This is a genomic window from Caballeronia sp. ATUFL_F2_KS9A (assembly GCF_023630765.1).
In the GTDB taxonomy this organism is placed as follows: Bacteria; Pseudomonadota; Gammaproteobacteria; order Burkholderiales; family Burkholderiaceae; genus Caballeronia; species Caballeronia zhejiangensis.
Window position 1 is genome coordinate 106,803 of sequence record NZ_JALQEK010000033.1, and the last position, 19,423, is coordinate 126,225.

At 62.4% G+C, this 19,423-nt stretch carries 16 protein-coding genes and 1 pseudogene; 12 read left to right on the forward strand and 5 right to left on the reverse strand.

Features of this window, described 5'->3' with window-relative positions:
• Positions 1-3: 3 nt before the first annotated feature.
• A complete protein-coding gene (locus NCS67_RS23570; protein WP_008348990.1) occupies positions 4-663 on the reverse strand; it encodes a glutathione S-transferase family protein in 660 nt (219 codons plus the stop codon).
• 224 nt (positions 664-887) lie between these two features.
• On the opposite strand from NCS67_RS23570, the gene NCS67_RS23575 reads away from it, so the two are divergent.
• Positions 888-1,391: a response regulator gene (locus NCS67_RS23575; protein ID WP_250436869.1), complete on the forward strand. Its 504-nt coding sequence runs from the start codon at positions 888-890 to the stop codon at positions 1,389-1,391.
• Positions 1,392-1,476: 85 nt separating this feature from the next.
• On the opposite strand, the gene NCS67_RS23580 is transcribed toward NCS67_RS23575, so the two are convergent.
• Positions 1,477-1,854 carry a hypothetical protein gene (locus NCS67_RS23580; RefSeq protein WP_250436870.1) on the reverse strand — a complete coding sequence of 126 codons (378 nt, stop codon included), beginning with the start codon at positions 1,852-1,854 and terminating at the stop codon, positions 1,477-1,479.
• Positions 1,855-1,868: 14 nt separating this feature from the next.
• On the reverse strand, positions 1,869-3,833 hold the full coding sequence (locus NCS67_RS23585; protein ID WP_250436871.1) for an RHS repeat-associated core domain-containing protein: 1,965 nt from the start codon (positions 3,831-3,833) through the stop codon (positions 1,869-1,871).
• A 32-nt stretch (positions 3,834-3,865) separates the two neighbouring features.
• Here NCS67_RS23585 and tssL point away from each other — a divergent pair.
• From tssL to NCS67_RS23600, 3 genes and pseudogenes are all read left to right on the forward strand, one after another.
• Positions 3,866-4,450 (forward strand): annotated as a pseudogene (gene tssL / locus NCS67_RS23590) (type VI secretion system protein TssL, long form); the annotation flags it as partial.
• A gap of 34 nt (positions 4,451-4,484) precedes the next feature.
• Positions 4,485-8,537 (forward strand): type VI secretion system membrane subunit TssM, encoded by a 4,053-nt coding sequence (gene tssM, locus NCS67_RS23595; RefSeq protein ID WP_250436872.1) that lies wholly within the window; start codon positions 4,485-4,487, stop codon positions 8,535-8,537.
• Between the two features lie 147 nt (positions 8,538-8,684).
• On the forward strand, positions 8,685-9,071 hold the full coding sequence (locus tag NCS67_RS23600) for a response regulator (protein WP_284504146.1): 387 nt from the start codon (positions 8,685-8,687) through the stop codon (positions 9,069-9,071).
• A gap of 37 nt (positions 9,072-9,108) precedes the next feature.
• On the opposite strand, the gene NCS67_RS23605 is transcribed toward NCS67_RS23600, so the two are convergent.
• Positions 9,109-9,387 (reverse strand): hypothetical protein, encoded by a 279-nt coding sequence (locus NCS67_RS23605; RefSeq protein WP_250436873.1) that lies wholly within the window; start codon positions 9,385-9,387, stop codon positions 9,109-9,111.
• A 133-nt stretch (positions 9,388-9,520) separates the two neighbouring features.
• Between NCS67_RS23605 and NCS67_RS23610 the strand changes: the two genes are divergently transcribed.
• The 4 genes from NCS67_RS23610 to NCS67_RS23625 are packed head-to-tail and all read left to right on the forward strand — an operon-like array spanning position 9,521 to position 13,366.
• Entirely contained in the window at positions 9,521-10,360 is an 840-nt protein-coding gene (locus NCS67_RS23610; RefSeq protein ID WP_008348998.1) for an ABC transporter permease subunit, read from the forward strand.
• The gene (locus NCS67_RS23615; RefSeq protein WP_008349001.1) at positions 10,357-11,073 is read left to right on the forward strand and encodes an ABC transporter ATP-binding protein; all 717 of its coding nucleotides are present in this window, start codon (positions 10,357-10,359) and stop codon (positions 11,071-11,073) included. Before NCS67_RS23610 ends, NCS67_RS23615 begins: the two co-directional genes overlap by 4 nt.
• Positions 11,074-11,103: 30 nt before the next feature.
• Positions 11,104-12,108, forward strand: a complete 1,005-nt coding sequence (locus NCS67_RS23620; protein ID WP_033536495.1) for an NrtA/SsuA/CpmA family ABC transporter substrate-binding protein — start codon at positions 11,104-11,106, stop codon at positions 12,106-12,108.
• Between the two features lie 16 nt (positions 12,109-12,124).
• On the forward strand, positions 12,125-13,366 hold the full coding sequence (locus NCS67_RS23625; protein ID WP_250436874.1) for an acyl-CoA dehydrogenase family protein: 1,242 nt from the start codon (positions 12,125-12,127) through the stop codon (positions 13,364-13,366).
• A gap of 47 nt (positions 13,367-13,413) precedes the next feature.
• Here NCS67_RS23625 and NCS67_RS23630 read toward each other — a convergent pair whose 3' ends face one another.
• Positions 13,414-14,469, reverse strand: a complete 1,056-nt coding sequence (locus NCS67_RS23630) for an LLM class flavin-dependent oxidoreductase (protein ID WP_008349006.1) — start codon at positions 14,467-14,469, stop codon at positions 13,414-13,416.
• Between the two features lie 340 nt (positions 14,470-14,809).
• Here NCS67_RS23630 and tauA point away from each other — a divergent pair, with 340 nt between their 5' ends.
• The 4 genes from tauA to NCS67_RS23650 all read left to right on the forward strand — a co-directional run bounded on the left by tauA (position 14,810) and on the right by NCS67_RS23650 (position 19,378).
• Positions 14,810-15,775, forward strand: a complete 966-nt coding sequence (gene tauA / locus NCS67_RS23635; protein ID WP_372492545.1) for a taurine ABC transporter substrate-binding protein — start codon at positions 14,810-14,812, stop codon at positions 15,773-15,775.
• Positions 15,772-16,551 (forward strand): taurine ABC transporter ATP-binding protein, encoded by a 780-nt coding sequence (locus NCS67_RS23640; protein WP_008349010.1) that lies wholly within the window; start codon positions 15,772-15,774, stop codon positions 16,549-16,551. Before tauA ends, NCS67_RS23640 begins: the two co-directional genes overlap by 4 nt.
• Positions 16,548-17,423: an ABC transporter permease subunit gene (locus tag NCS67_RS23645; RefSeq protein ID WP_250436875.1), complete on the forward strand. Its 876-nt coding sequence runs from the start codon at positions 16,548-16,550 to the stop codon at positions 17,421-17,423. Before NCS67_RS23640 ends, NCS67_RS23645 begins: the two co-directional genes overlap by 4 nt.
• A 266-nt stretch (positions 17,424-17,689) precedes the next feature.
• On the forward strand, positions 17,690-19,378 hold the full coding sequence (locus NCS67_RS23650) for an ATPase (RefSeq protein WP_250436876.1): 1,689 nt from the start codon (positions 17,690-17,692) through the stop codon (positions 19,376-19,378).
• Positions 19,379-19,423: the final 45 nt, after the last annotated feature.

Consider the following 19,423-nt stretch of genomic DNA (forward strand, 5'->3'; position numbering starts at 1 on the left):
GATTCAGTCGCGGTCCGGCGCGCCGAGCGGAAACAGCGACCGGTAAGGCCGCGCTTCGTCGACGGCGCGCGCGAACGACGGCCGCGCGAGCAGCCGCTTGCGATACGCGATCACGTTCGAATACCGCTCCGCGATGCGATGACACCAGTCCGCATAGAACAGGAACGGCGCGGCGCCGCAATCCGCGAGGCTGAACGCGTCGCCCGCCGCCCATTCGCGCGCGGACATCTTGCGATCGAGAAACGCGTACGACGTGTCGAGCATCGCGCGGGCATCGGCGACGCCGCGCGCGTCGCGCTCGTGCGGATCGCGCATCGCGTCGAAAACGATCTTCTGCTGCGGCGTGGACACGTAGTTGTCGAAGAAACGATCCATCCAGCGCGTTTCGAGCGCGGCGCGCGGATCGTCGGGAACGAGGCGCACCGGGCCGGCGTGATACAGCCCGAGATATTCGATGATGACCGTCGATTCGATCACCGGGCTGCCGTCGTCGACGAGCACGGGAAAGCGCTTCATCGGCCAGATTTCGGCGAGTTCGGCCATCGAATGCGGCGTTTCGGGCGTCAGCGCGCGCCATTCGAACGGCGTGCCGTTCTCGTACAGCGCCACCAGAACTTTCTGACAGTAAGACGAAAACGGATGTGCATAGAGTTGCAGGCTCATCGGGCTGTCTCCAGATAGTCGAGCGGATTGCGGACGCGGCGCAGCGATCGCGACATTTGCAGCGCCGGCTACTTCCACGACGAACGGCAGCGCTACGGATCGACCATGAATCGAGAAATTTTGTTGTGCGCCGCAGCGTGAACGCTGCCGATTTGCTAACGTGCGCGCTCGAAGAAATTCCAACGGACATCGTGTGCATTGTCCGTCGAGGCCGGTCTAAAAGAATGAAGCGCAAAAGCAAAATCGAGATCGTCTTTGCCGACGATCGCCCCGTCGTTTTATATGGGCTGCAAAGCTGGTTCGAGTCGAGTGACCGGTTTCGGGTGTCGGCGTGCGTCAGGAACGCCGATAAATTGCTCGCGAGGCTGAAGACGACGAGCTACGACGTAATCGTGCTGAGTTGCGGCATGGAAGGCTCGCCGGCTGACGACTTCGCGTTTTTGCGGGAGATGCGCGCGGCGTGTCCGGATACGCCGGTCGTCGTTTTCACCGACGGAACCAACGCCCACGCGCTCGCCGAGACGCAGCGCGCAGGCGCGGCGGGCCTCGTGAGCATGCGCGAGGGCGCGGGCGAGTTCGAACGCGTATGCGAGCGCGTGCTTTCCGGCGCGACAGGGATCGTCTCGGCGCGCATCGCCGCTTATCGCGACGCCGCCGTTTCTTCCGATGCCGCGCCCGACTATTGCGGCGAAAGCATGAGCGTCACGCAGTTGACCGTGCGGGTCTGACTGCGGCGACGTTATCCGCCGGTACCTTGGCGATTTCGTGCGGATTCTCTGACCATCACTGCCGAATAACGTTCGGGTGGCCGCGTCAGCGGCCACCCGAACCAGCATCATGATCAGAACTGGCGTCTATCAGAAAAATATTCTTCAAAGTCGACTGCATTGCATCTCGATCTTCTTTATCTATTTCAATCGAAACTTTCCTACTATTATTCCAGTGAAAGCAGTCCTCTGAGTCCGGCAGGAAATACAAATCCAATGCCGAGTCATAAAGCGAGTACTTTAGATTTTTAGTTTTTTTGCCATAAATTTGATCTTGCGCTTCTACATATACAAATTTTGGCTCCTCAAACGCATCACGAGAAATAGAAATATACCGTGGCGGCTCCGAATCAACCCAGAGCGTCACTGCATAAAGCCCGTCGTCTTCGAAATCCTTGTCAATCAGAACTTTTAAAGCCTTCATCTGAAATCCCTCCGTCAGCATGCCCCGCTATTGTTCTTGAAACCCTTTCCACCGTTACGAACTTTATTAAAATCGTCTCCCGAGAATTTATAAATTTTTCCCGTGGCTTTTTCATGAATAGTGAGTTCATCAAGTCCTAAGTGCTGCGCCATATTCTTTAGGCTTCGCTTGCAGAAGGAACAAATTTCCTTACCTTCAATAGTCAAAGTTCCTTTTCCACCGCGGAGACCTTCATCGTGCGCTTGCAACATTGCATCGATTTCTGCATGCATATCAAAGCGACTGTTATTAGGACCAGACATACCCGATAAAGTCGGACCATCGATTCGCGGAACACGCTCAGTTGGGTTCACCCCCGTAAAAACCCTTCCCGCCATTTCGAAAATGGCATCAACAGTCGCAAGCCCCCACGGATCAATCCACCCGATCGGGTTAGGCGCATACTGATACAAATTTAAGCCACCGGCCAGCCCAATCGGATCCTGACTGATGAACCGTCCCGCATGCGGATCATAGTACCGGAACAGGTTGTAATGCAGCCCGCTTTCCTCGTCACAGTACTGTCCCGGCATTCGCAACGCCTGCTCGAACGGCCCGCTTCGCGCCACGTTTGCCCGCACCGCGCCCCAGGCCGCATAACTCCCGCTCCATACCACCCGCCCTTCCGCATCCGTCACGTCGCGGGCCGTGCCCGTCGGATCCGTCTGGTAGTAAAAGACCTTCATCTTCGCCGTATCGCTCGACCGGTCCACCCGCGCCAGCGGTGCATACGTCCGCTTCGGGTCGTACACATACGTGCGACTGCTTGCCTCCCCCTCCCGCTCCTGTACGAGCCGTAAGCCTTCCCACACGAACCGCGTGTGCCGCTCCGACTTTCGAGCCACGTCGAACACACGCTTTCCGATTCGGCGTCCTAACGCGTCATACTGATACCTCGCCCGCACTATGCCGTCGTCGCTCCATAGCAGATGACCCTCCCCGTCCCAGCCAAGCTGAAGGTGATTGCGTCGAATCAGTTGTCCCCACGCGTCGTACGTGTAGTCGATTCCCCGATACCGCCTCAGCAGGTTGTCCAGCAACGGCGCCATCTTGTGGGCCGACACCCCGCCTTCATCGTCCAGAAGATTGCCCGCAGCATCCCACGTGAAGCGCTCGATATCGGAAATCTCCGCACTGCGCCACAGCAAATGGCCCGCACGGTCATAGTCATAGACGGTGCGACCGCGCAACCGATCCACGCTCTCGACCAGTTCACCCCGGCTGTCGTACTGATTACGCCACCACAAGGCGCTCTCCGACTCCGTTGGCACGCCTTGCCCGGCGTGCCGAACGCTCGCTCGCTGCCAGGCTATCTGGCCCATCGGTGTGTAGTTCGTGTGCAGGGCCAAACTTCCCTGCGTGCGGACGATCTCCCTATGCAGCGCATCGCGCTCGAAGTCCGCGATCACTTCGCCATCTATCTGAATCTGATGTGCGTGCCCCGAGCCGTAGTACAGCGTTTGGACTAGCTGACCATCGGGCAGTCTCACCGCAACCGCGTTTCCCAGCATGTCGCGCTCATACTGCACTTTGCCGTTCGCACCCTGCTCGCTCAACAACTGCCCGGCCGCGTCATAGTCGAAACGCACCGTGTCGGTCACGATGTCCAGCAACTCTCCCATAGTCGTCGGCACCCGCCGTGCCTCTTGCAACTGGCCCAACAAATCGTATCGATACGCCGTGCGGCTATGTTCGCCTAGTCGCTTTATCAGCCGTCCCAATGCGTCGCGTTCGTGTATCTCGAGACGCTCAGACTGTCCCGCGCGCACGCTCACGTACTGCAAGAAGCCTGCTGCATCATAACTATGATTGCGCACACTTCCGTCCACGCGCACTTCACGGGTCAATCGCCCCAATGCATCCCAGGCGAACTCGTAGCTCGCGCCGTTGCCGTTGGTCAGCCGCTGAACACGTCCGTGCGCGTCGCGCTCGTAGCGCACGCGGTGGCCTTCCGCGTCAATGTAGGCCGTTATCGGTGTATGACTTCCCTGTCTGGATCAGCTTCACGCTGTTGGGCGTCGTTCTGCTCGGGCTCTTCGGCTGGTTCAAATATCAATTGCTCTCCGATGGCGCGTCGGTCGAAAAGCTGATCGTCGATATCGGGAAGATGACGCCGCCGCCCGCGCCACGTCTGCCTCGTCTGCGCGAACTGCTGAAAGAAGAAATTACCGCGGGCACGGTCAGCGTAGATGAAGACGCGAGTCACAGCGGCGTGACGTTCCGGGGCGACGCGATGTTCGCTCCGGGCGGCATCACGGTGCATAGCTCGATGGCCCCGTTGATCGCGAAGATCGCACGCGAAGTGGTCAAGGTGCCGGGCAAGGTCACCGTAACGGGCTATACCGATAGCGTGCCGGTAACGAGCCGCCAGTTTACTTCCAACGATGCGCTCTCGCTCGAGCGCGCCACGCAGGTCATGCAGATGTTGCAGGCATCGGGCATACCGGCGAACCGTCTGGAGGCCGTCGGCCGAGGCGCCGCCGATCCTGTCGGCGACAACGCCACCGCTCAAGGCCGAGCGCTGAACCGGCGCGTCTCCATCAACGTGACGCCCTAGCGCGCCCTCGCCGCATCACAACGGATACTGAAAGATGAAGAAGTTGCTATCGTTTCTGAGTTCGCGCGGGTTCCTGGCATCGCTTGTACTGGTATTGCTCGCGCTCGGCGTCTGGTTTCTTGGACCGTACATCGCATTCGGCGGATTGAAGCCGCTCGAAAGCATCGCACTGCGCGTCCTGATCGTTGCGTTGCTGTTTTGCGCCGTCGTGCTCTGGATCAAACGCTGGTCGATGGGCGCCGTCTTCGTTGCGCTGCTTTGCCTGCTCATCTGGTATGCCGCACCGCTCTTGAGCTTCGGCGAGACGACACCGTTCGCGCCGATCGAAGCGCGCGTAATCGCGATTGCAGTCGTGATCGCGCTTTTCGTGATGTCGGTCCTCTATCGGCTCTGGCAACGGATGCGCCGCGACCCGGACTTCCTGCGCATGACGCTTGCGGTCGATCGCGACAAAGGCCCGTCAGCGGCCAGCCCACGACTGCGGGAAATCGAGGCCCGCATGAATGTCGCGCTCGATCGGCTCAAGACGATGCATACAGGCGCACGAGGCGTCGCGCGGCTCTTCCAGGGAACACGCCATCTCTATCAGTTGCCTTGGTTCATCGCACTGGGTTCGGCCGAATCAGGCAAAACACGCGTGGTTTGCAACTCGGGGCTTGCGGTGCTCACAGGAAATGCACCGTTGCCCGCAAGTTTGAAGCGTTCGTCGTCGGACGCATTGGTGGACTGGTGGCTGACCAACGATGCAGTCTTCATCGATACTGCCGGGCACTTCGTGCATCCGGGCAGCTCCGGGTATTCGCTGCCACCCCCCACAGCGCCGACGCATAACTTCGACGACACTTTCAGCCAAAGACTGTCTGGCGTGCAACCATTGTCAGAGAAGCGCTCGGCCGAAGTCGACCAGACCGGTTATCGCCGTCAGGCCGACACCGACGAATGGTTTGGCTTCTTGCGCTTGCTGCGCCGTTGCCGTCCGCGCACGCCGATCAATGGCGCATTGCTGACCGTCAAGCTCGATCTGCTCACCCATCCTGATGCATCCCTGCGCGAAGTCGAAGCCCAGGCATTGCGCGCACGTCTCACGGATCTGCGCGCAACGCTCGGTATTCGCTTTCCCGTGTATTTCATCGTCACGCAAATGGATCGATTGCCGGGTTTCGGCGAATATTTCTCCTCGCTAACCGAGGAAACCCGCGCCCAAATCTGGGGCTTCACTCTGCCGTTCGAAGATGCGTCGTTCGAAATGCGCTATGCGGATGAACTCACGGCATTGGCGGGGCGCCTGACCGCAGGTGTCAACACGCGCCTCGAAGACGAGTACGACATGAAGTGCCGCCGTCAGTTGGCCGCTTTGCCCGAAGCGTTTTCTGCGCTCATTGCGCCGCTCTCGGGCCTGCTCGCGCAAACGTTCCTCGACTCTCGCTACGACAACACTCAGCATCACACGATGTTGCGCGGCGTGTACTTCACGAGTGCGGCTCAGGGCGGAGTTCCTGCGGAGCCCGAGCGGTTGACCATCATGCAGCGTCTCGCCGCCGGATTCGATTTGCCGCCGCCAATCCGCAGCGCCACGTCAACGAGCACTCACAGCCACTTCTTGCGCGATGTCTTTTCGAAGGTGATTCTCCCCGAATCGCATCTGGTGCGGCCGAATCTGCGCTGGGAATATCGCTCACGGGCGCTGCGTTTGCTGGGGCACGCCGTTGTAGTGTCGCTCTTCGTGTGGCTGGCCCTTGCACTGCGGGTGAGTTTCGGCAACAACGGTGATTATCTGCAAGTCATCGCGCGAAAAGCGCAGGCGCTCACGGCCAAGGTCACGCAACTTTATCGCGAGCCCAAACCAGCGCTCATTCCCGACACGCTGACCGAAGCTCGCTATCTGCCCGCCTGGACCGGCCTCGATCTGGCCGATCCGGACACCGGATTCCGCTATGGTCTTTATGCCGCGCCCAGTGTCGTCAACGCGAGCGAGCAAACCTACCGCGCACTTCAGGACAATCTCCTGCTCCCCCAGATCGTGCGTCGTATGGAGGCGGTCATCACCGAGGCCATCGACGGCAAGGATGCACACACGACGTATGCGGCGCTACGCGTCTACCTGATGCTGCACGATCGCTCGAAATACAACGCCGAGGAGATCAAGACCTGGGTGTTCGACGACTGGTCGCGCACCGATAGCGCATCGATTTTCGGCGGACGTGCGTCGATGCTTGGCCATGTGGAGCAACTCTTCTCGGGCGAGCGCATCGTTCAGTCGCCGCTCATTCGCAACGATGCGCTTATCGAGCGCGCGCGCGCGTTTCTCGATACGAGCAACGGCACCCAGCGGCTTTACGAGCGCGCGAAAGCCGCGATGCGGCAGGACGCGCCCGACGATTTCACGCTCTTGCGCGCGGTCGGCCCGCAAGCCGGAACAGTGTTCACCCGCGCAAGCGGTGATCCGCTCTCGCGCGGCGTGCCCGGGCTTTTTACCTTCGACGGTTATCGCAACGTGTTCGATAAGCGTCTGACGGAATTCGTACGCGCAGCGCGCGATGACGACGCATGGGTCATGGGCCGCGCCTATCTTTCGAGCTGGCCGGATGGCGGACTCGAAACAGCTCAAAAAAAAACGCTTGAGATCGCGCGTGCCGCCGCAGACGTGGACGACGCTTTGACCGACGCCATCCGGCGGCTGTATCTGACCGAGTACGCGCTGCAGTGGGACGCCTTCCTTGCGGATATCCGGCCGATCACGGGGTCGACCCTTGCGTTCAATCTGCAGGTCCTGCGCGCGTTCGCGGCTCCCGATTCGCCGCTGGCGCGTCTCGCCCGCGCAGCGGCACGCGAAACCACGCTGACACAAAAGATCACTGGCACCAGCGGTACGCTCATCGACAAGGCGGCGAGCAAGCTCGACGAGAAAGCAAAGTTGCTCGGTATTCGCGCGCAAGAACGCGTCGAACGCGAACTGGTCGATAACCGCTTTTCTCCGCTGCGTGAAATCGTCACGGGCAACACGCAAGCGGCGCAGGAAGGACAAACGGCCGCTGCATCCGCCGGCAAGGTCGGCCTCGATAACCTGGCGACCCTGCTCAGCGAGACTTATACGGCGCTCACGATCGCCGACAATGCGCTGGTCAATAACGGCCTTCCGCCGCCGAGCGATGCCTCGGCCAAGCTGAAGATGGCCGCGGCGACGATGCCCGCGCCGTTTCGCGAGGTCTTGTTGAAGCTTGCTGCCCAAGGCTCGCGCGACGTGAATGGCGGTGTCGGTCAATTGCTGTCGCGTCAGACGCAAGCGGTGGTCGGCGATGCATGCCGCCTCGCTGTGGAAGGCAACTATCCATTTGCGCCCGATAGCAAACGCGACATCAGCATCGAGGATTTCACGCGCGTATTTGCGCAAGGCGGCCTGATCGACGATTTCTTCACGAAGAACCTCGCTCCCTTCGTCGACACATCTTCCCAGCCATGGCGCTACAGAACCTTGCCGGGTTCAACCGAGCCGGTGCAGGGACCGAGCCTTGAACCGTTCCAGCAGGCACAGGCCATCCGTCAGGTCTTTTTCGGCGATCAGGGCAAGCAGCTTGCGTGGAAGGCCGAATTGCGCGTCCCGGAACTGGATCCGACGATATTGGGCCTGCTCATCGACATCGACGGGCAAAGCACACAATATCAACACGGTCCGGTGACGCCGCTGAAGTTCTCCTGGCCGGGGCCGCGCGGCGGCGTGCATGTAGAACTGACGGCAAACCCGCGGGTCGGCGCGGACACATCGACGATTGCCGCAGACGGCCCTTGGGCCCTTATGCGTCTGATGCGCCGCGGGCAGATCGTGCAGACCGCCACGCTCGGCCGCACGCGCGCGGTGTTCGACTTCGACGGCCGTAAGGCCGCGCTCGATATCTCCAGCGCGGGGAGCGTCGCAAATCCGCTCACGAGCGACGTGCTCACCGGATTTCACTGCCCGAGCGCTCTGCCAACGTTCAACCTTGCAGATAGCGGGCCACCGCCGGGGCTGCCATCCGCGTTGACAGCTCCGGCAAATGCAACGCAAACAGGTCAAGCACGTCGAGAGGAGAACGCCACCAAAACTTTCTGACAGTAAGAGTAAAACGGATGTGCGTAGAGTTACAGGCTCATCGGGCTGTCTCCAGATAGTCGAGCGGATTGTGGACGCGGCGCAGCGAGCGCGACGCTTGCGGCGCCGGTTACTTGCACGACGAAGGGCAACGCCACAGATCGACCTTTGCCGACGATCGCGGTCGTTTTACATAGGCTGCAAAGCTGGTTCGAGTCGAGTGACCGGTTTCGGGTGTCGGCGTGCGTCAGGAACGTCGATAGATTGCTCGCGAGGCTGAAGACGACGAGCTACGACGTAATCGTGCTGAGCTGCAGCATGGAAGGCTCGCCCGCCGACGACTTCGCGTTTTTGCGCGAGGTGCGCCTGGCGTGTCCGGATACGCCGGTCGTTGTTTTTACCAACGCAACCCACGCTCACACGCTTGCCGAGACGCAGCGCGCGGGCGCGGCGGGCCTCGTGAGCACGCACGAGGGCGCGGGCGAGTTCGAACGCGTATGCAAGCGCGTGCTTTCCGGCGCGAGAGGGATCGTCTCGGCGCGCATCGCCGCTTAGACGCCTCCCCCCGCCACGGACCACTAGACAATTCCGATCATGCGCGCAGATACGTGGCTACCACCGCGCTCCTGAGCCGATCGAGTGCTTGCTGCCGCCGTTTCAATATCAGAAGAGATTCGACCATCATCAGATCGTGTTTCAGGCGATCGTCCATTATCGAGGCGGCTTCGATCTGTTTAATCAGCGTGTAAATCCGAACCGCGCACTGTTTGTCGCTCAAAAGCGACGTGTCGAGCTCTTGTTGCAGACATTGAATGGCGCTGACGAGGTCATATTGATTCATGCGGCGGGCATAAGCGAAAGAGGTTTGCAAGCGCGTCTCTCGTAGTAAGCAATGCGTATGCCCTAACGCGGTGAAGCGTGAAAAGCAAAGCACAATAAAACGTTTGTTGCGTGCATTCCGAAGCTTTCTAATTACAGGCTCGAATTCACGACGAGCCGACAAGATGGCTGACCTGACATCCACGCGCGACACCTATCGCTCGGGACACGCGTCTCGCGCGCTGATTTCCAAAGACGTGCTCTACCGATGGCTCTCCTGGACCATCCCCGCAATCGTGGTGCTGCTATGGGAAATCGCGGCGCGCCTCGGACTGATCGCGCCGCAGGTCCTCCCGGCACCGAGCAGCGTCTTCGAAACGGCCGTCCACATGGCGCAAAACGGCGAACTCTTCGTGCACCTGGGCGTGTCGCTGCTGCGCGCCGCGGGAGGCTTCGTCATCGGCGGAACGATCGGGCTCGCGCTCGGCATCGCCGTCGGATTCTCGCCGCTCGCGCAAGCGCTCCTCGACCGCTCGATCCAGATGGTGCGCGCCATTCCTTTCCTGGCGATGCTGCCGCTCGTCATCGTCTGGTTCGGCGTCGGCGAAATCGCCAAGATCTTTATGGTCGCGCTCGCGGTGCTCTTCCCGATCTACATCAACACGATGCTCGGCATTCGCCAGATCGATTCGAAACTGATGGAACTCGCCCGCGTGATCGGCCTGAACCGAACGGCGATCGTGCGACGAATCATCCTTCCCGGCGCGATGCCGTCGATCCTCACCGGCGTGCGTTACGCGCTCGCCCACGCGTGGCTCGCGCTCGTCATCGCCGAGACGCTGGCCACGACGAAAGGCATCGGGTTCCTCGCGATGGACGCCCGCGAATTCCTGAACACCAACGTCATTCTGCTCACCATCATCATCTACGCGATCATCGGCGTCGTCGCGGATGCGCTCGTGCGCCTGCTCGAAGCCCGCTATCTCTCGTGGCACGCGAACTACGCGAAAGGGGCGCGCACATGACGGCCATCGTTACGCGCCGCGACGCGCGCGTCGGTTCGCCGGCGCTGGCGGTGTCCGTGCGCGGACTGCAAAGACGCTATGGCAGCCGCGTCGTCATCGATGCACTGGACCTCGATATTCGCAAAGGCGAATTCGTCGCGCTGCTCGGCGAAAGCGGATGCGGCAAGACAACGCTGCTACGCGCGCTCGCGGGGCTCGATTCCCCCGACGCCGGGTCGATCCGCGCGCCGGAACGTCCGTCCGTCGTGTTTCAGGAGCATCGCCTGCTGCCCTGGTCGACGTTATGGCAGAACGTCGCGCTCGGCTACGAGAATACGATTGGCCGGACGGGCGCGGCGCGCGCGCTGGCCGAAGTCGGACTCGCCGGCCGCGAGGACGACTGGCCGCGCAATCTGTCGGGCGGTCAGGCGCAGCGCGTGGCGCTGGCGCGGGCGCTCATCCACGATCCCGCGCTGCTGCTGCTCGACGAGCCGTTCGCCGCGCTCGATGCGCTCACGCGCATCCGCATGCACGGTCTCGTCAAGGAACTCGTCGCGCTGCATCGGCCAGGCGTGCTGATCGTCACGCATGACGTCGACGAAGCGCTCACGCTCGCCGACAGGATTCTCGTCATGCGCGCCGGACGCATCGCGGCGTCATTCGAACCCGGCGAACACGCGCCGCAGGCACTGCGCCCCGCCCTGCTCGCGGAACTCGGCGTCCGGTCTCACTGATCACTTTTCCATAAGACAAGAAGGACGAGCATGAACGACTCATCGCTGAGCCGCCGCCGGTTGCTGCGCGCGGCGGGAGGCCTCCTGGCCGGCGCCGCGACCGGCGGATTGTTCCCGGCACGCGCGGCCGAGCCGCGCAAGCTGACGCGCAACACCGATACGGTCCGCATCGGCTGGGGTTACGGCAGCCTGCCCGACATCGCGAAGCAGCGCGGCGTGTTCGAGAAGACGCTCGCCGCGAAAGGCATCAAGGTCGAATGGGTCGGCCCTTTCCCGAACCATGCGCCTTCGATACAGGCCGTGGTCGGCGGCAGCGCCGACTTCGGATTCTGGGGATCGACGACTCCCGCACTCGCCGCGATGCTCGCCGGCTCGCCGATCGTCTTCACCGCGTTCGACATCTATTCGCCGCGCTCGACGGCCATCATCGCGAAGAAGTCGAGCGGCATCGAATCCGTCGCCGATCTCGCAGGCCGCAAGGTCGCCGTCAACCGGTCGGGGCTTGGCGAATTCCTGTTGATCGCCGCGCTGGAGAAGCATCGCGTCGATCGCGACAAGGTCCAGTTCGTCTATCTGAATCCGCCCGACGCGGCGCCCGCCTTCGCGCAAGGCAAAGTCGACGCTTGGTCGATGTGGTCGCCCGGCGTCGACATCTCGCGCTTCTCTAACGACGCGAAAGACATCTTCAACGAAGGCCGCGATCTGGATTTTCTGATCGATTACAGCTCGCTCGTCACGCGCCGCAAGTTCACCGAGGAGAATTCCGAGCTGATCCGCGCGGTGATCGATGCGTATTACGTCGAAGGCGCGTGGCAGTCGGCGCATTCCGCCGAAGCCGAATTGCTCGTGCAGCGCGAGGGCAAATATCCGGATCAGGTGCGCGACTATCTCGCAAGCCTCAAGCGCGTCAATCAGTTTCACGAGCCCGACGATGCCGCTTTCATCGCGCAATTTCAGCGCGCCGCCGACTGGCTGGCCGAGCGCAAGATCATCAACTCGCGCATCAAGGTCGCGGATTACAGCATCAAGGTGTGAATCGAGGAGCGCACGAATGTCTGACGTCAACTATCCGACGAGCGCCGGACCGACGCTCGTCTCCCCGCTGTCCGCCGCGCTCGGCTTTTCGGAGATCGTCGGTGACATCGCCGCGACTGCCGCCGAGCGCGAACGCGGGCACCGGCTGCCGCACGAAGAGATTGCAAAGCTCAAGGCGCTCGGCTTCGGCGCGCTGCGTCTTCCCGTCGATGCAGGCGGAAGCGGCGTTTCGCTGAACGGGCTTTTCATCGTCGCACGCGATCTCGCCGCGGCGGATTCGAACATCGCCCACGCGTTTCGCAATCATCTGTGGCAAGTGGAAGCCGCGCTCCGGAGACGCGAGCAACCGTTCCATGCGCGCGTGCTGGAGCTGACCGCGCAGAAGAAGACCATCGGCCTGAGCTTCGTCGACAGCGACGTGGTCGCCGCCGGCGCGCGCCCGACCAAAGTCCTCAGTCGGCTCGAATGGGATGCGTCGCGCGACGTGTACGTCGGCTCCGGCGACAAGATCTACGCGACGGGCAATCTGTATAACGACGCGTTCACCGGCCTCGCCGTGGAAAGCCGCGCGGGCCGCACCGTGCAGTACGTGCTGGAACGCGGCGCGGGCGTCGACGACGACGATGACTGGCAAGGCTTCGGCCAGCGCCTCACAGGTTCGGGAACGGCGCGGTTTCGCGATGTGACGGTTCCAGCCGCGCAGCTTTATCCGCCCGATCCGCCGAAGTCCGATGAAGCCGCGCCCTGGGGCTTCACGTTTCATCAGGTTTATCTCACCAACTGCATCGCGGGCATCGTGCGGCGCGTGGCGCTGGACGCCGTCGACGTGCTGCGCGCGCGGGGACGCAACTTCTATCACGGTGAAGCCGCGCATCCCGTCGATGAACCCGTGCTGCAATCGCTGCTCGGCCGTATCCGCGCGTATTCGGCGAGCGTCGAAGCGATCGCGGATCGCGCGGCCGGCGCGTTGCAGCGCGCATGGGATCGACACGGCACACGCGACGAATACGAGGCGACGCTCGCGGCCACGCTCGCGGCATCGGAAGCCAAGGTCGTGATCGACGATCTCGCCCCGCAGATCGCAAGTTGGCTGATCGATCTCGGCTCGGGCTCCGTCGTGTCGCGCGTCGGCGCGCTGGACCGGCACTGGCGCAACATCAAGGTGATCGCGTCGCACAATCCGCGCGTCTACAAGGAACGCTTTCTCGGACAGAACCTGCTGACCGGGCAATTGCCGCCCACGGGCGCGTTCTTCTGATCGCGCGCGCCGTCCCTTGTCGAAGGCGGACGGGACGGCGCGCTTTCTTAGTCGAGCAGACGTCGCACGCGCGGCACGACTTCGTGCGCGAAGCGGGCCATGTCGGCCTCGAAGGGCTGGAATTGCAGCATGAAGAGTTCGATGCCCGCGCGATGAAAGTCGACGATGCGCCGCGCGACGGTGTCGTAATCGCCGACGAGGTCCGCGGCCGTGCCGCCGTTCGACCCGACGCGCGCCGATCGCGCGAAGGTCTGGTGCATCACCGCGTTCGGATCGGTATTGGCCTTTTGCCGTTCGCGCAGCGGCTTGTCGAGTTCCGCCAGCGCGAACAGATGTTCGAGATGAGCCTGCGCTTCGTCCTGCGTCTCGCGCGCGATCACGAACGCCGACAGGCCGAAGCGCAAAGGCTCGTGCCCCGCCGGGCGCGCGCGGGCGGAGACATCGGCGATCAGGGCCGCAACGTCGTCGTGCGGCTGGCCGTTGATGAACCACACATCGCCATGCGCCGCGACGAGCGAGCGCGCCGGCTCCGACTCGCCGCCGACATAGATGCGCGGACGCGCGCGAAACGGATCGGCGGGCCGTAACTGATAGTCGTCGATCCGGAAGTTGTCGCCGCGATGCTTCACGGCTTCTCCGCGCAGCAACGCATCGACGACCGAGATCCACTCGCGTCCGTACGCATAGCGCTCGTCATGCTCCGCGAAGCCGATGCCCGCGCGCTCCAGCTCCGGACGATTCCACGCATTGACGAGGTTGATCGCGAAGCGTCCGCCGCTGATGTGCTCGATCTGCTGCGCCATCTTCGCGAGCACGACCGGATGATAGAGATAAGGCTTGATCGCCGCGATGATCTCGATGCGCGACGTAAGCGCAGCCAATGCCGCCGATGCCGTCCACGCTTCGAGCTGATCGAGCGAAGGATCGTGCGGATTGATCGTGTGCTGGGCGACGAGCACGGAGTCGTAACCGAGGCGCTCGGCCTCTAGCACGAGCGCCTTGTTGCGCGCCCACGAGGCATCGTAGGGCTCGGCGGGATCCTGCAACGCCGCGCGACTGCCATGCACGAGCGCCCAGACCCCGAAGCGGGGAAGATTGGACATCGCTTGAATGAACCGAAGGACAGGTTGGAGAGGATGCTCATGCTAACGCCGGGCCCGCCCGCGGCGATCCAATTTCTATCGATAAGGAATTATTCATTTCGCATTTGAAGACTCGGGAAACTGTCTTCCTGAGCGCAGTTCTTCCGATAACCATATGACGGCGCACGGCGAATATGCGAAGCACGCGCCGCGTCATTTGCTACGCACGATTGCTTCGTAGCCGCGGCACGCAAAGTGCCTATAGTCGAAGGCTTCACCACATCATTTCGTCCGTTCCATGAAACCTTCGATCCATCGCCGCGCGCTGATCGCCGGCATCGCATCCATCGTTCTCGCTGCTATGGCGCCCGTTCACGCAAACGCCGAAACGCGCGAAGTGGTCATCGGCTATCAGGACATGGTCGTGCCCTGGCGTTATGCGCAGGCGAGCGGCGCCGTCGAGAAAGCCACCGGATACAAGGTCACGTATCGCAAGCTCGGCAGCGGCGCGGATGTCATTCGCGCGCTCGCATCGGGCTCCATTCAGTTGGGCGAAGCCGGCTCCAGCCCGATCGCGGCGGGCTTGTCGCAAGGCGTCGACCTTTCGCTGTTCTGGATTCTCGACAACATCAACGACGCCGAGGCGCTCGTCGCGCGCAACGGCTCGGGCGTAAGCAAGCTCGCGGATCTGAAAGGCAAGACGCTCGGCGTGCCGTATGTGTCGACGTCGCATTTTCATGCGCTCGTCGCCTTGCAACAGGCAGGCGTCGATCCGTCGACGGTGAAGATCGTCAATCTGCGTCCGCCGGAGGTCGCGGCGGCGTGGGAACGCGGCAATATCGACGCGACGTATATCTGGGACCCGGTGCTCGCCAAAGCCAAGCAGAACGGCAAAGTGCTGATCACGTCGGGCGAAGTGGCGAAGGAATCGGGCAAGGCGACCTTCGACGGCTTCGTCGCGTCGCGCAAGTTCGCGCAGGACAATTCGGCGTTCCTGAACGGTTTCGTCAAAGTGCTCGCCGATACCGACGCGCAATACCGCGATCACAAAGCCGACTGGACCGCCGCGTCGAAACAGGTGCAGGCCGTCGCGCAGGAATCCGGCGCGAATCCCGCCGACGTGCCCGCGAGTCTCGCGCTCTACGCCTTCCCGAGCGCGGGCGAGCAGGCGTCGCCGACCTGGCTCGGCGGCGGAGCGCAATCCGGGGCGGCAAAGTCGCTCGCGGCAACCGCTCAGTTCCTCAAACAGCAGGGCACGATTCAGAACGTGCTCGCGGATTACTCCACGGGCGTCGATCCGCGCTTCGTGCAGCAGGCCGCGAAATGACATCGCTTTCCATCCGCAACCTCGGCGTCACGTATGAGGGCGCGAGCACGCCCGCGTTGCAAGGCGTCGACTTGCAGATCGGCAGCGGCGAGTTCGTCGTGGCGCTGGGTGCATCGGGATGCGGCAAGACCACGCTGCTGAATTGTCTCGCGGGTTTCCTGGAGCCGACCGAAGGCGAAGCGTCGCTGAATGGCGAACCGATCGACGGGCCCGGCGCCGAGCGTGGCGTCGTGTTCCAGAAGCATGCGCTGATGCCGTGGCTGAACGTCATCGACAACGTCGCGCTTGGCTTGCGTTTTCGCGGCGTGAAGCGCGACGAGCGCCGCGAGATCGCGCGTCGCACGCTCGCGCTCGTCGGCCTCGCGCAACATGAACACGCGAAGGTCTACGCGCTGTCGGGCGGGATGCAGCAGCGCGTCGGAATTGCGCGCGCGCTCGCGAGCGATCCCGAAGTATTGCTGATGGACGAACCGATGGGCGCGCTCGACGCCCTCACGCGCGAAACCGTGCAGGAACTCGTGCTCGACGTTTGGGCGCGCACCGGAAAGACGGTGTTCTTCATCACGCACAGCGTGGAAGAGGCACTCTTTCTGGCGACGCGCCTCGTGCTGATGACGCCAGGTCCGGGCCGCATCGAAGAGGTGCACGAACTGCCCTTCTCGCGGGACTACGTTCGCAGCCGCGATGCGCGCGCCGTCAAATCGTCGCCCGCGTTCATCGAATGGCGGGAGCGGCTGACGCGCCGCCTGCATCGCACCGAGACGGAGGCGGCGTGAACCGGCCCGCTCACGATGTCCCGCTGCCGAACGCCCCAAGCGCATCGCCAGCCACGCGACGCGTCACCCGCACGAAGCATCGCGCGCGCTATCGCGGAATGCCGGGCGCGGGGCCGACCGCGCTGCCCAGCGCGCTGTGCGTCGCGACGCTCGCGGCATTGTGGTGGGCGGCCACGCATTTCCACTGGCTGCCGCCGCTCTTTCTGCCTTCGCCCGAGGCGGTCTGGCAGGCGTTCATCGACGCGTTGCACGGACGGCTTCAGGGCGGATTGCCGCTCTCGGAGCATCTCTTGTGGAGCGTGATCCGCGTGTTCGGCGCGTTCGCGCTCGCGGTTGTCACGGCGGTGCCGGTCGGAATTCTGATGGGCGTGAGCCGCATCGCGCGCGGCGTGCTCGATCCGCCGCTCGAGTTCTATCGGCCGCTGCCGCCGCTCGCGTATCTACCGCTCGTCGTCATCTACTTTGGTATCGATGAAACCGCGAAGATCGTCGTCATCTGGCTCGCCTGCTTCGCGCCGATCGCGATGGCCGCGCGCGCCGGCGTCAGGAGCGCGACTGCCGAGCAGGTGAACGCCGCGTGGTCGCTCGGCGCGAACTTCGGGCAAGTCGTGCGGTTCGTCGTGCTGCCCGCCGCGCTGCCCGAAATACTGACGGGCCTGCGCATCGCCGTGGGCTTCGGCTGGACCACGCTCGTCGCCGCCGAAATGGTCGCCGCGACCGCCGGCCTGGGCCAGATGGTGCTCAACGCGTCGAGCTTTCTGCGCACCGACGTGGTGGTGATGGGCATCGTGCTGATCGGCGCGATCGCGTGGATTTTCGACTTCGGCATGCGCGCGCTGGAGCAGCGGCTCGTGCCGTGGAAAGGACGCTGAGCCGCAAGGGCCTGGCGTCGCGGCGAACTTGGAATCGGCTGGACTCCTGATCCAGTAAGGGTTCCCTATCCGGCAATAAGGAAAATTAATTATTGACGTACTGCTGCTGAAAGGCAGAATCTCTCGGAAACAATCCTTATAACTATTTCAGCGGCGCGACACGCTGAGAACAGATTTCCTTCCGCCATGCGTTGACGTGGTCTCTATACATGGAGAACAAAATGAGAAGGATACGAGGGATGGTCCTGGCTATTTCATCAGGAGTATTGATCAGTGCATGCGGCGGCGACGCCGGCTCCGATGTCTCAGGCCAGAGCACGAAAAGCATCGCAGGACAGCCGGCTTCACAGACCGAATCGACGACCAAGGGCTACGCGTTGTCGACCGTCATCTGGAGCCGCGTTCCCATCGGCGTGTGCTGGAACATGAACAACGCGGATTTCGCGCGCTTCGCGTCGGCACGAAACTGGAGCCGCCTCGCAGTTCAGGAGACCTGGGAACAGCATTCGGGCGTGCGTTTCACAGGCTGGCAGCAATGCACGAATGACCCCAATTACTTCGGGATCCGAATCAGCGTCGATGACAGCGCGCAGAGCGGGCCGCATACTTTCGGCCTCGGCGCGATGCTGAACAACGCGGTCGGCGGAATGGCGCTCAACTTCACGTTCAGGAACTGGAGTCAAAGTTGCCAGGGACGCGAAGAATACTGCATACGCCGCATCGCCGCGCACGAATTCGGTCACGCGCTGGGCTTCGCGCACGAGCAGAACCGGCCCGACACGCCTTCGACCTGCAACGAGCCCGCGCAGGGCACGAACGGCGACACGACGATCGGCGCGTGGGATGTCGCTTCGATCATGAATTACTGCAATCCCGAATGGAACGGTGACGGCAAGCTGAGCGCCACCGACATCGACATGGTGCAGAAATACTATGGGCCGCCGCCTTCCACTCAGACGGTGTACACGCTGACGCGTGCGCAGGCGCCGGCGCGGATTACCGCCTACGAGTTTCCTTCGCGCGCTGTGAAGGCGTCGATCGATCTTTCGCTGGGCGGCGACTATCAGCGCGTCGATCAGATGTTCGCAAGCGCCGACGGCAAGCGGCTGCACGTGCTGATGGAGCGAAATTCGACGTCCGTCGATCTCGCCACCATCGACACCGCGAGCAACAAGGTCGTGCGCGTCACGCCCATCGGTCCGATGTTGACGACGTTCACCGGCTATGGTTTTCAGCCCGCGTTGACCGGAAATCAGGTCTATCTGTGGAACAAAAATATCATCGACGTCGTCGATACGGATTCGGGAACGCTCGTCAGAAAGCTCGTGCTGCCGAAAGAATTCAGCGTCATCAAGATCGCGACGGCCGCCAATGACAGCGAGCACATCTTCGCGCTCGCGAACGAGCGGGGAACGAGGCTGGAGGTGCTGCGCATCGAATCGGCGAGCGGCTTCATCAGGGGCGGCTATCCGGCCGGTTCGGCGCCGGCGGCGCCGCGCGATGAGTTCACCGTCACGCCGGATGCGAAGAAAGCGTATTTCGTCGGATTCGCGTCGCCGAATGCACAGGGCAATCTCACGGAGATGGACCTGGAGAGCGGCTTCACGCGCGTGCTGACCGATCTGCCGGAGAAGAATCCGAAGTTCATCGCGGCGATCAACAATCAGCAAATCCTCTTCGCCGATGACAATGCCAACAGCCCGAGTTCGGTCATCCTCTACGACGTGACGAGCAGAAGCAAGACGACCGCGCTGAGTTCGTCGAAGTCGATGGCGTATCTCCAGTACGAGCCGAAAACGAAATCCATTCTTCTGGAGCAAGACGGCGTCTGGTCCGTCAATCAGTTGAGGCAGCGCGCGGACGGAAAATACAGAGACGTCGATCTCGGCCTGCGATCGTTCAGCAGCGGTTCGGCGTATGGCGGCGTCGCTCCGTTCGTGCTCGTGACGCGTTGATGTTCAAGGCGGCGCGCCAGTGGCATGATTGTCGGGTCGACCCGA

What these genes read in the sequence shown, in the direction of transcription:
- NCS67_RS23570 (WP_008348990.1), bottom strand. Translation starts at nt 663, where the DNA reads ATGAGCCTGCAACTCTATGCACATCCGTTTTCGTCTTACTGTCAGAAA.
- NCS67_RS23575 (WP_250436869.1), top strand. Translation starts at nt 888, where the DNA reads ATGAAGCGCAAAAGCAAAATCGAGATCGTCTTTGCCGACGATCGCCCC.
- NCS67_RS23580 (WP_250436870.1), bottom strand. Translation starts at nt 1,854, where the DNA reads ATGAAGGCTTTAAAAGTTCTGATTGACAAGGATTTCGAAGACGACGGG.
- tssM (WP_250436872.1), top strand. Translation starts at nt 4,485, where the DNA reads ATGAAGAAGTTGCTATCGTTTCTGAGTTCGCGCGGGTTCCTGGCATCG.
- NCS67_RS23610 (WP_008348998.1), top strand. Translation starts at nt 9,521, where the DNA reads ATGGCTGACCTGACATCCACGCGCGACACCTATCGCTCGGGACACGCG.
- NCS67_RS23615 (WP_008349001.1), top strand. Translation starts at nt 10,357, where the DNA reads ATGACGGCCATCGTTACGCGCCGCGACGCGCGCGTCGGTTCGCCGGCG.
- NCS67_RS23620 (WP_033536495.1), top strand. Translation starts at nt 11,104, where the DNA reads ATGAACGACTCATCGCTGAGCCGCCGCCGGTTGCTGCGCGCGGCGGGA.
- NCS67_RS23625 (WP_250436874.1), top strand. Translation starts at nt 12,125, where the DNA reads ATGTCTGACGTCAACTATCCGACGAGCGCCGGACCGACGCTCGTCTCC.
- NCS67_RS23630 (WP_008349006.1), bottom strand. Translation starts at nt 14,469, where the DNA reads ATGTCCAATCTTCCCCGCTTCGGGGTCTGGGCGCTCGTGCATGGCAGT.
- tauA (WP_372492545.1), top strand. Translation starts at nt 14,810, where the DNA reads ATGGCGCCCGTTCACGCAAACGCCGAAACGCGCGAAGTGGTCATCGGC.
- NCS67_RS23640 (WP_008349010.1), top strand. Translation starts at nt 15,772, where the DNA reads ATGACATCGCTTTCCATCCGCAACCTCGGCGTCACGTATGAGGGCGCG.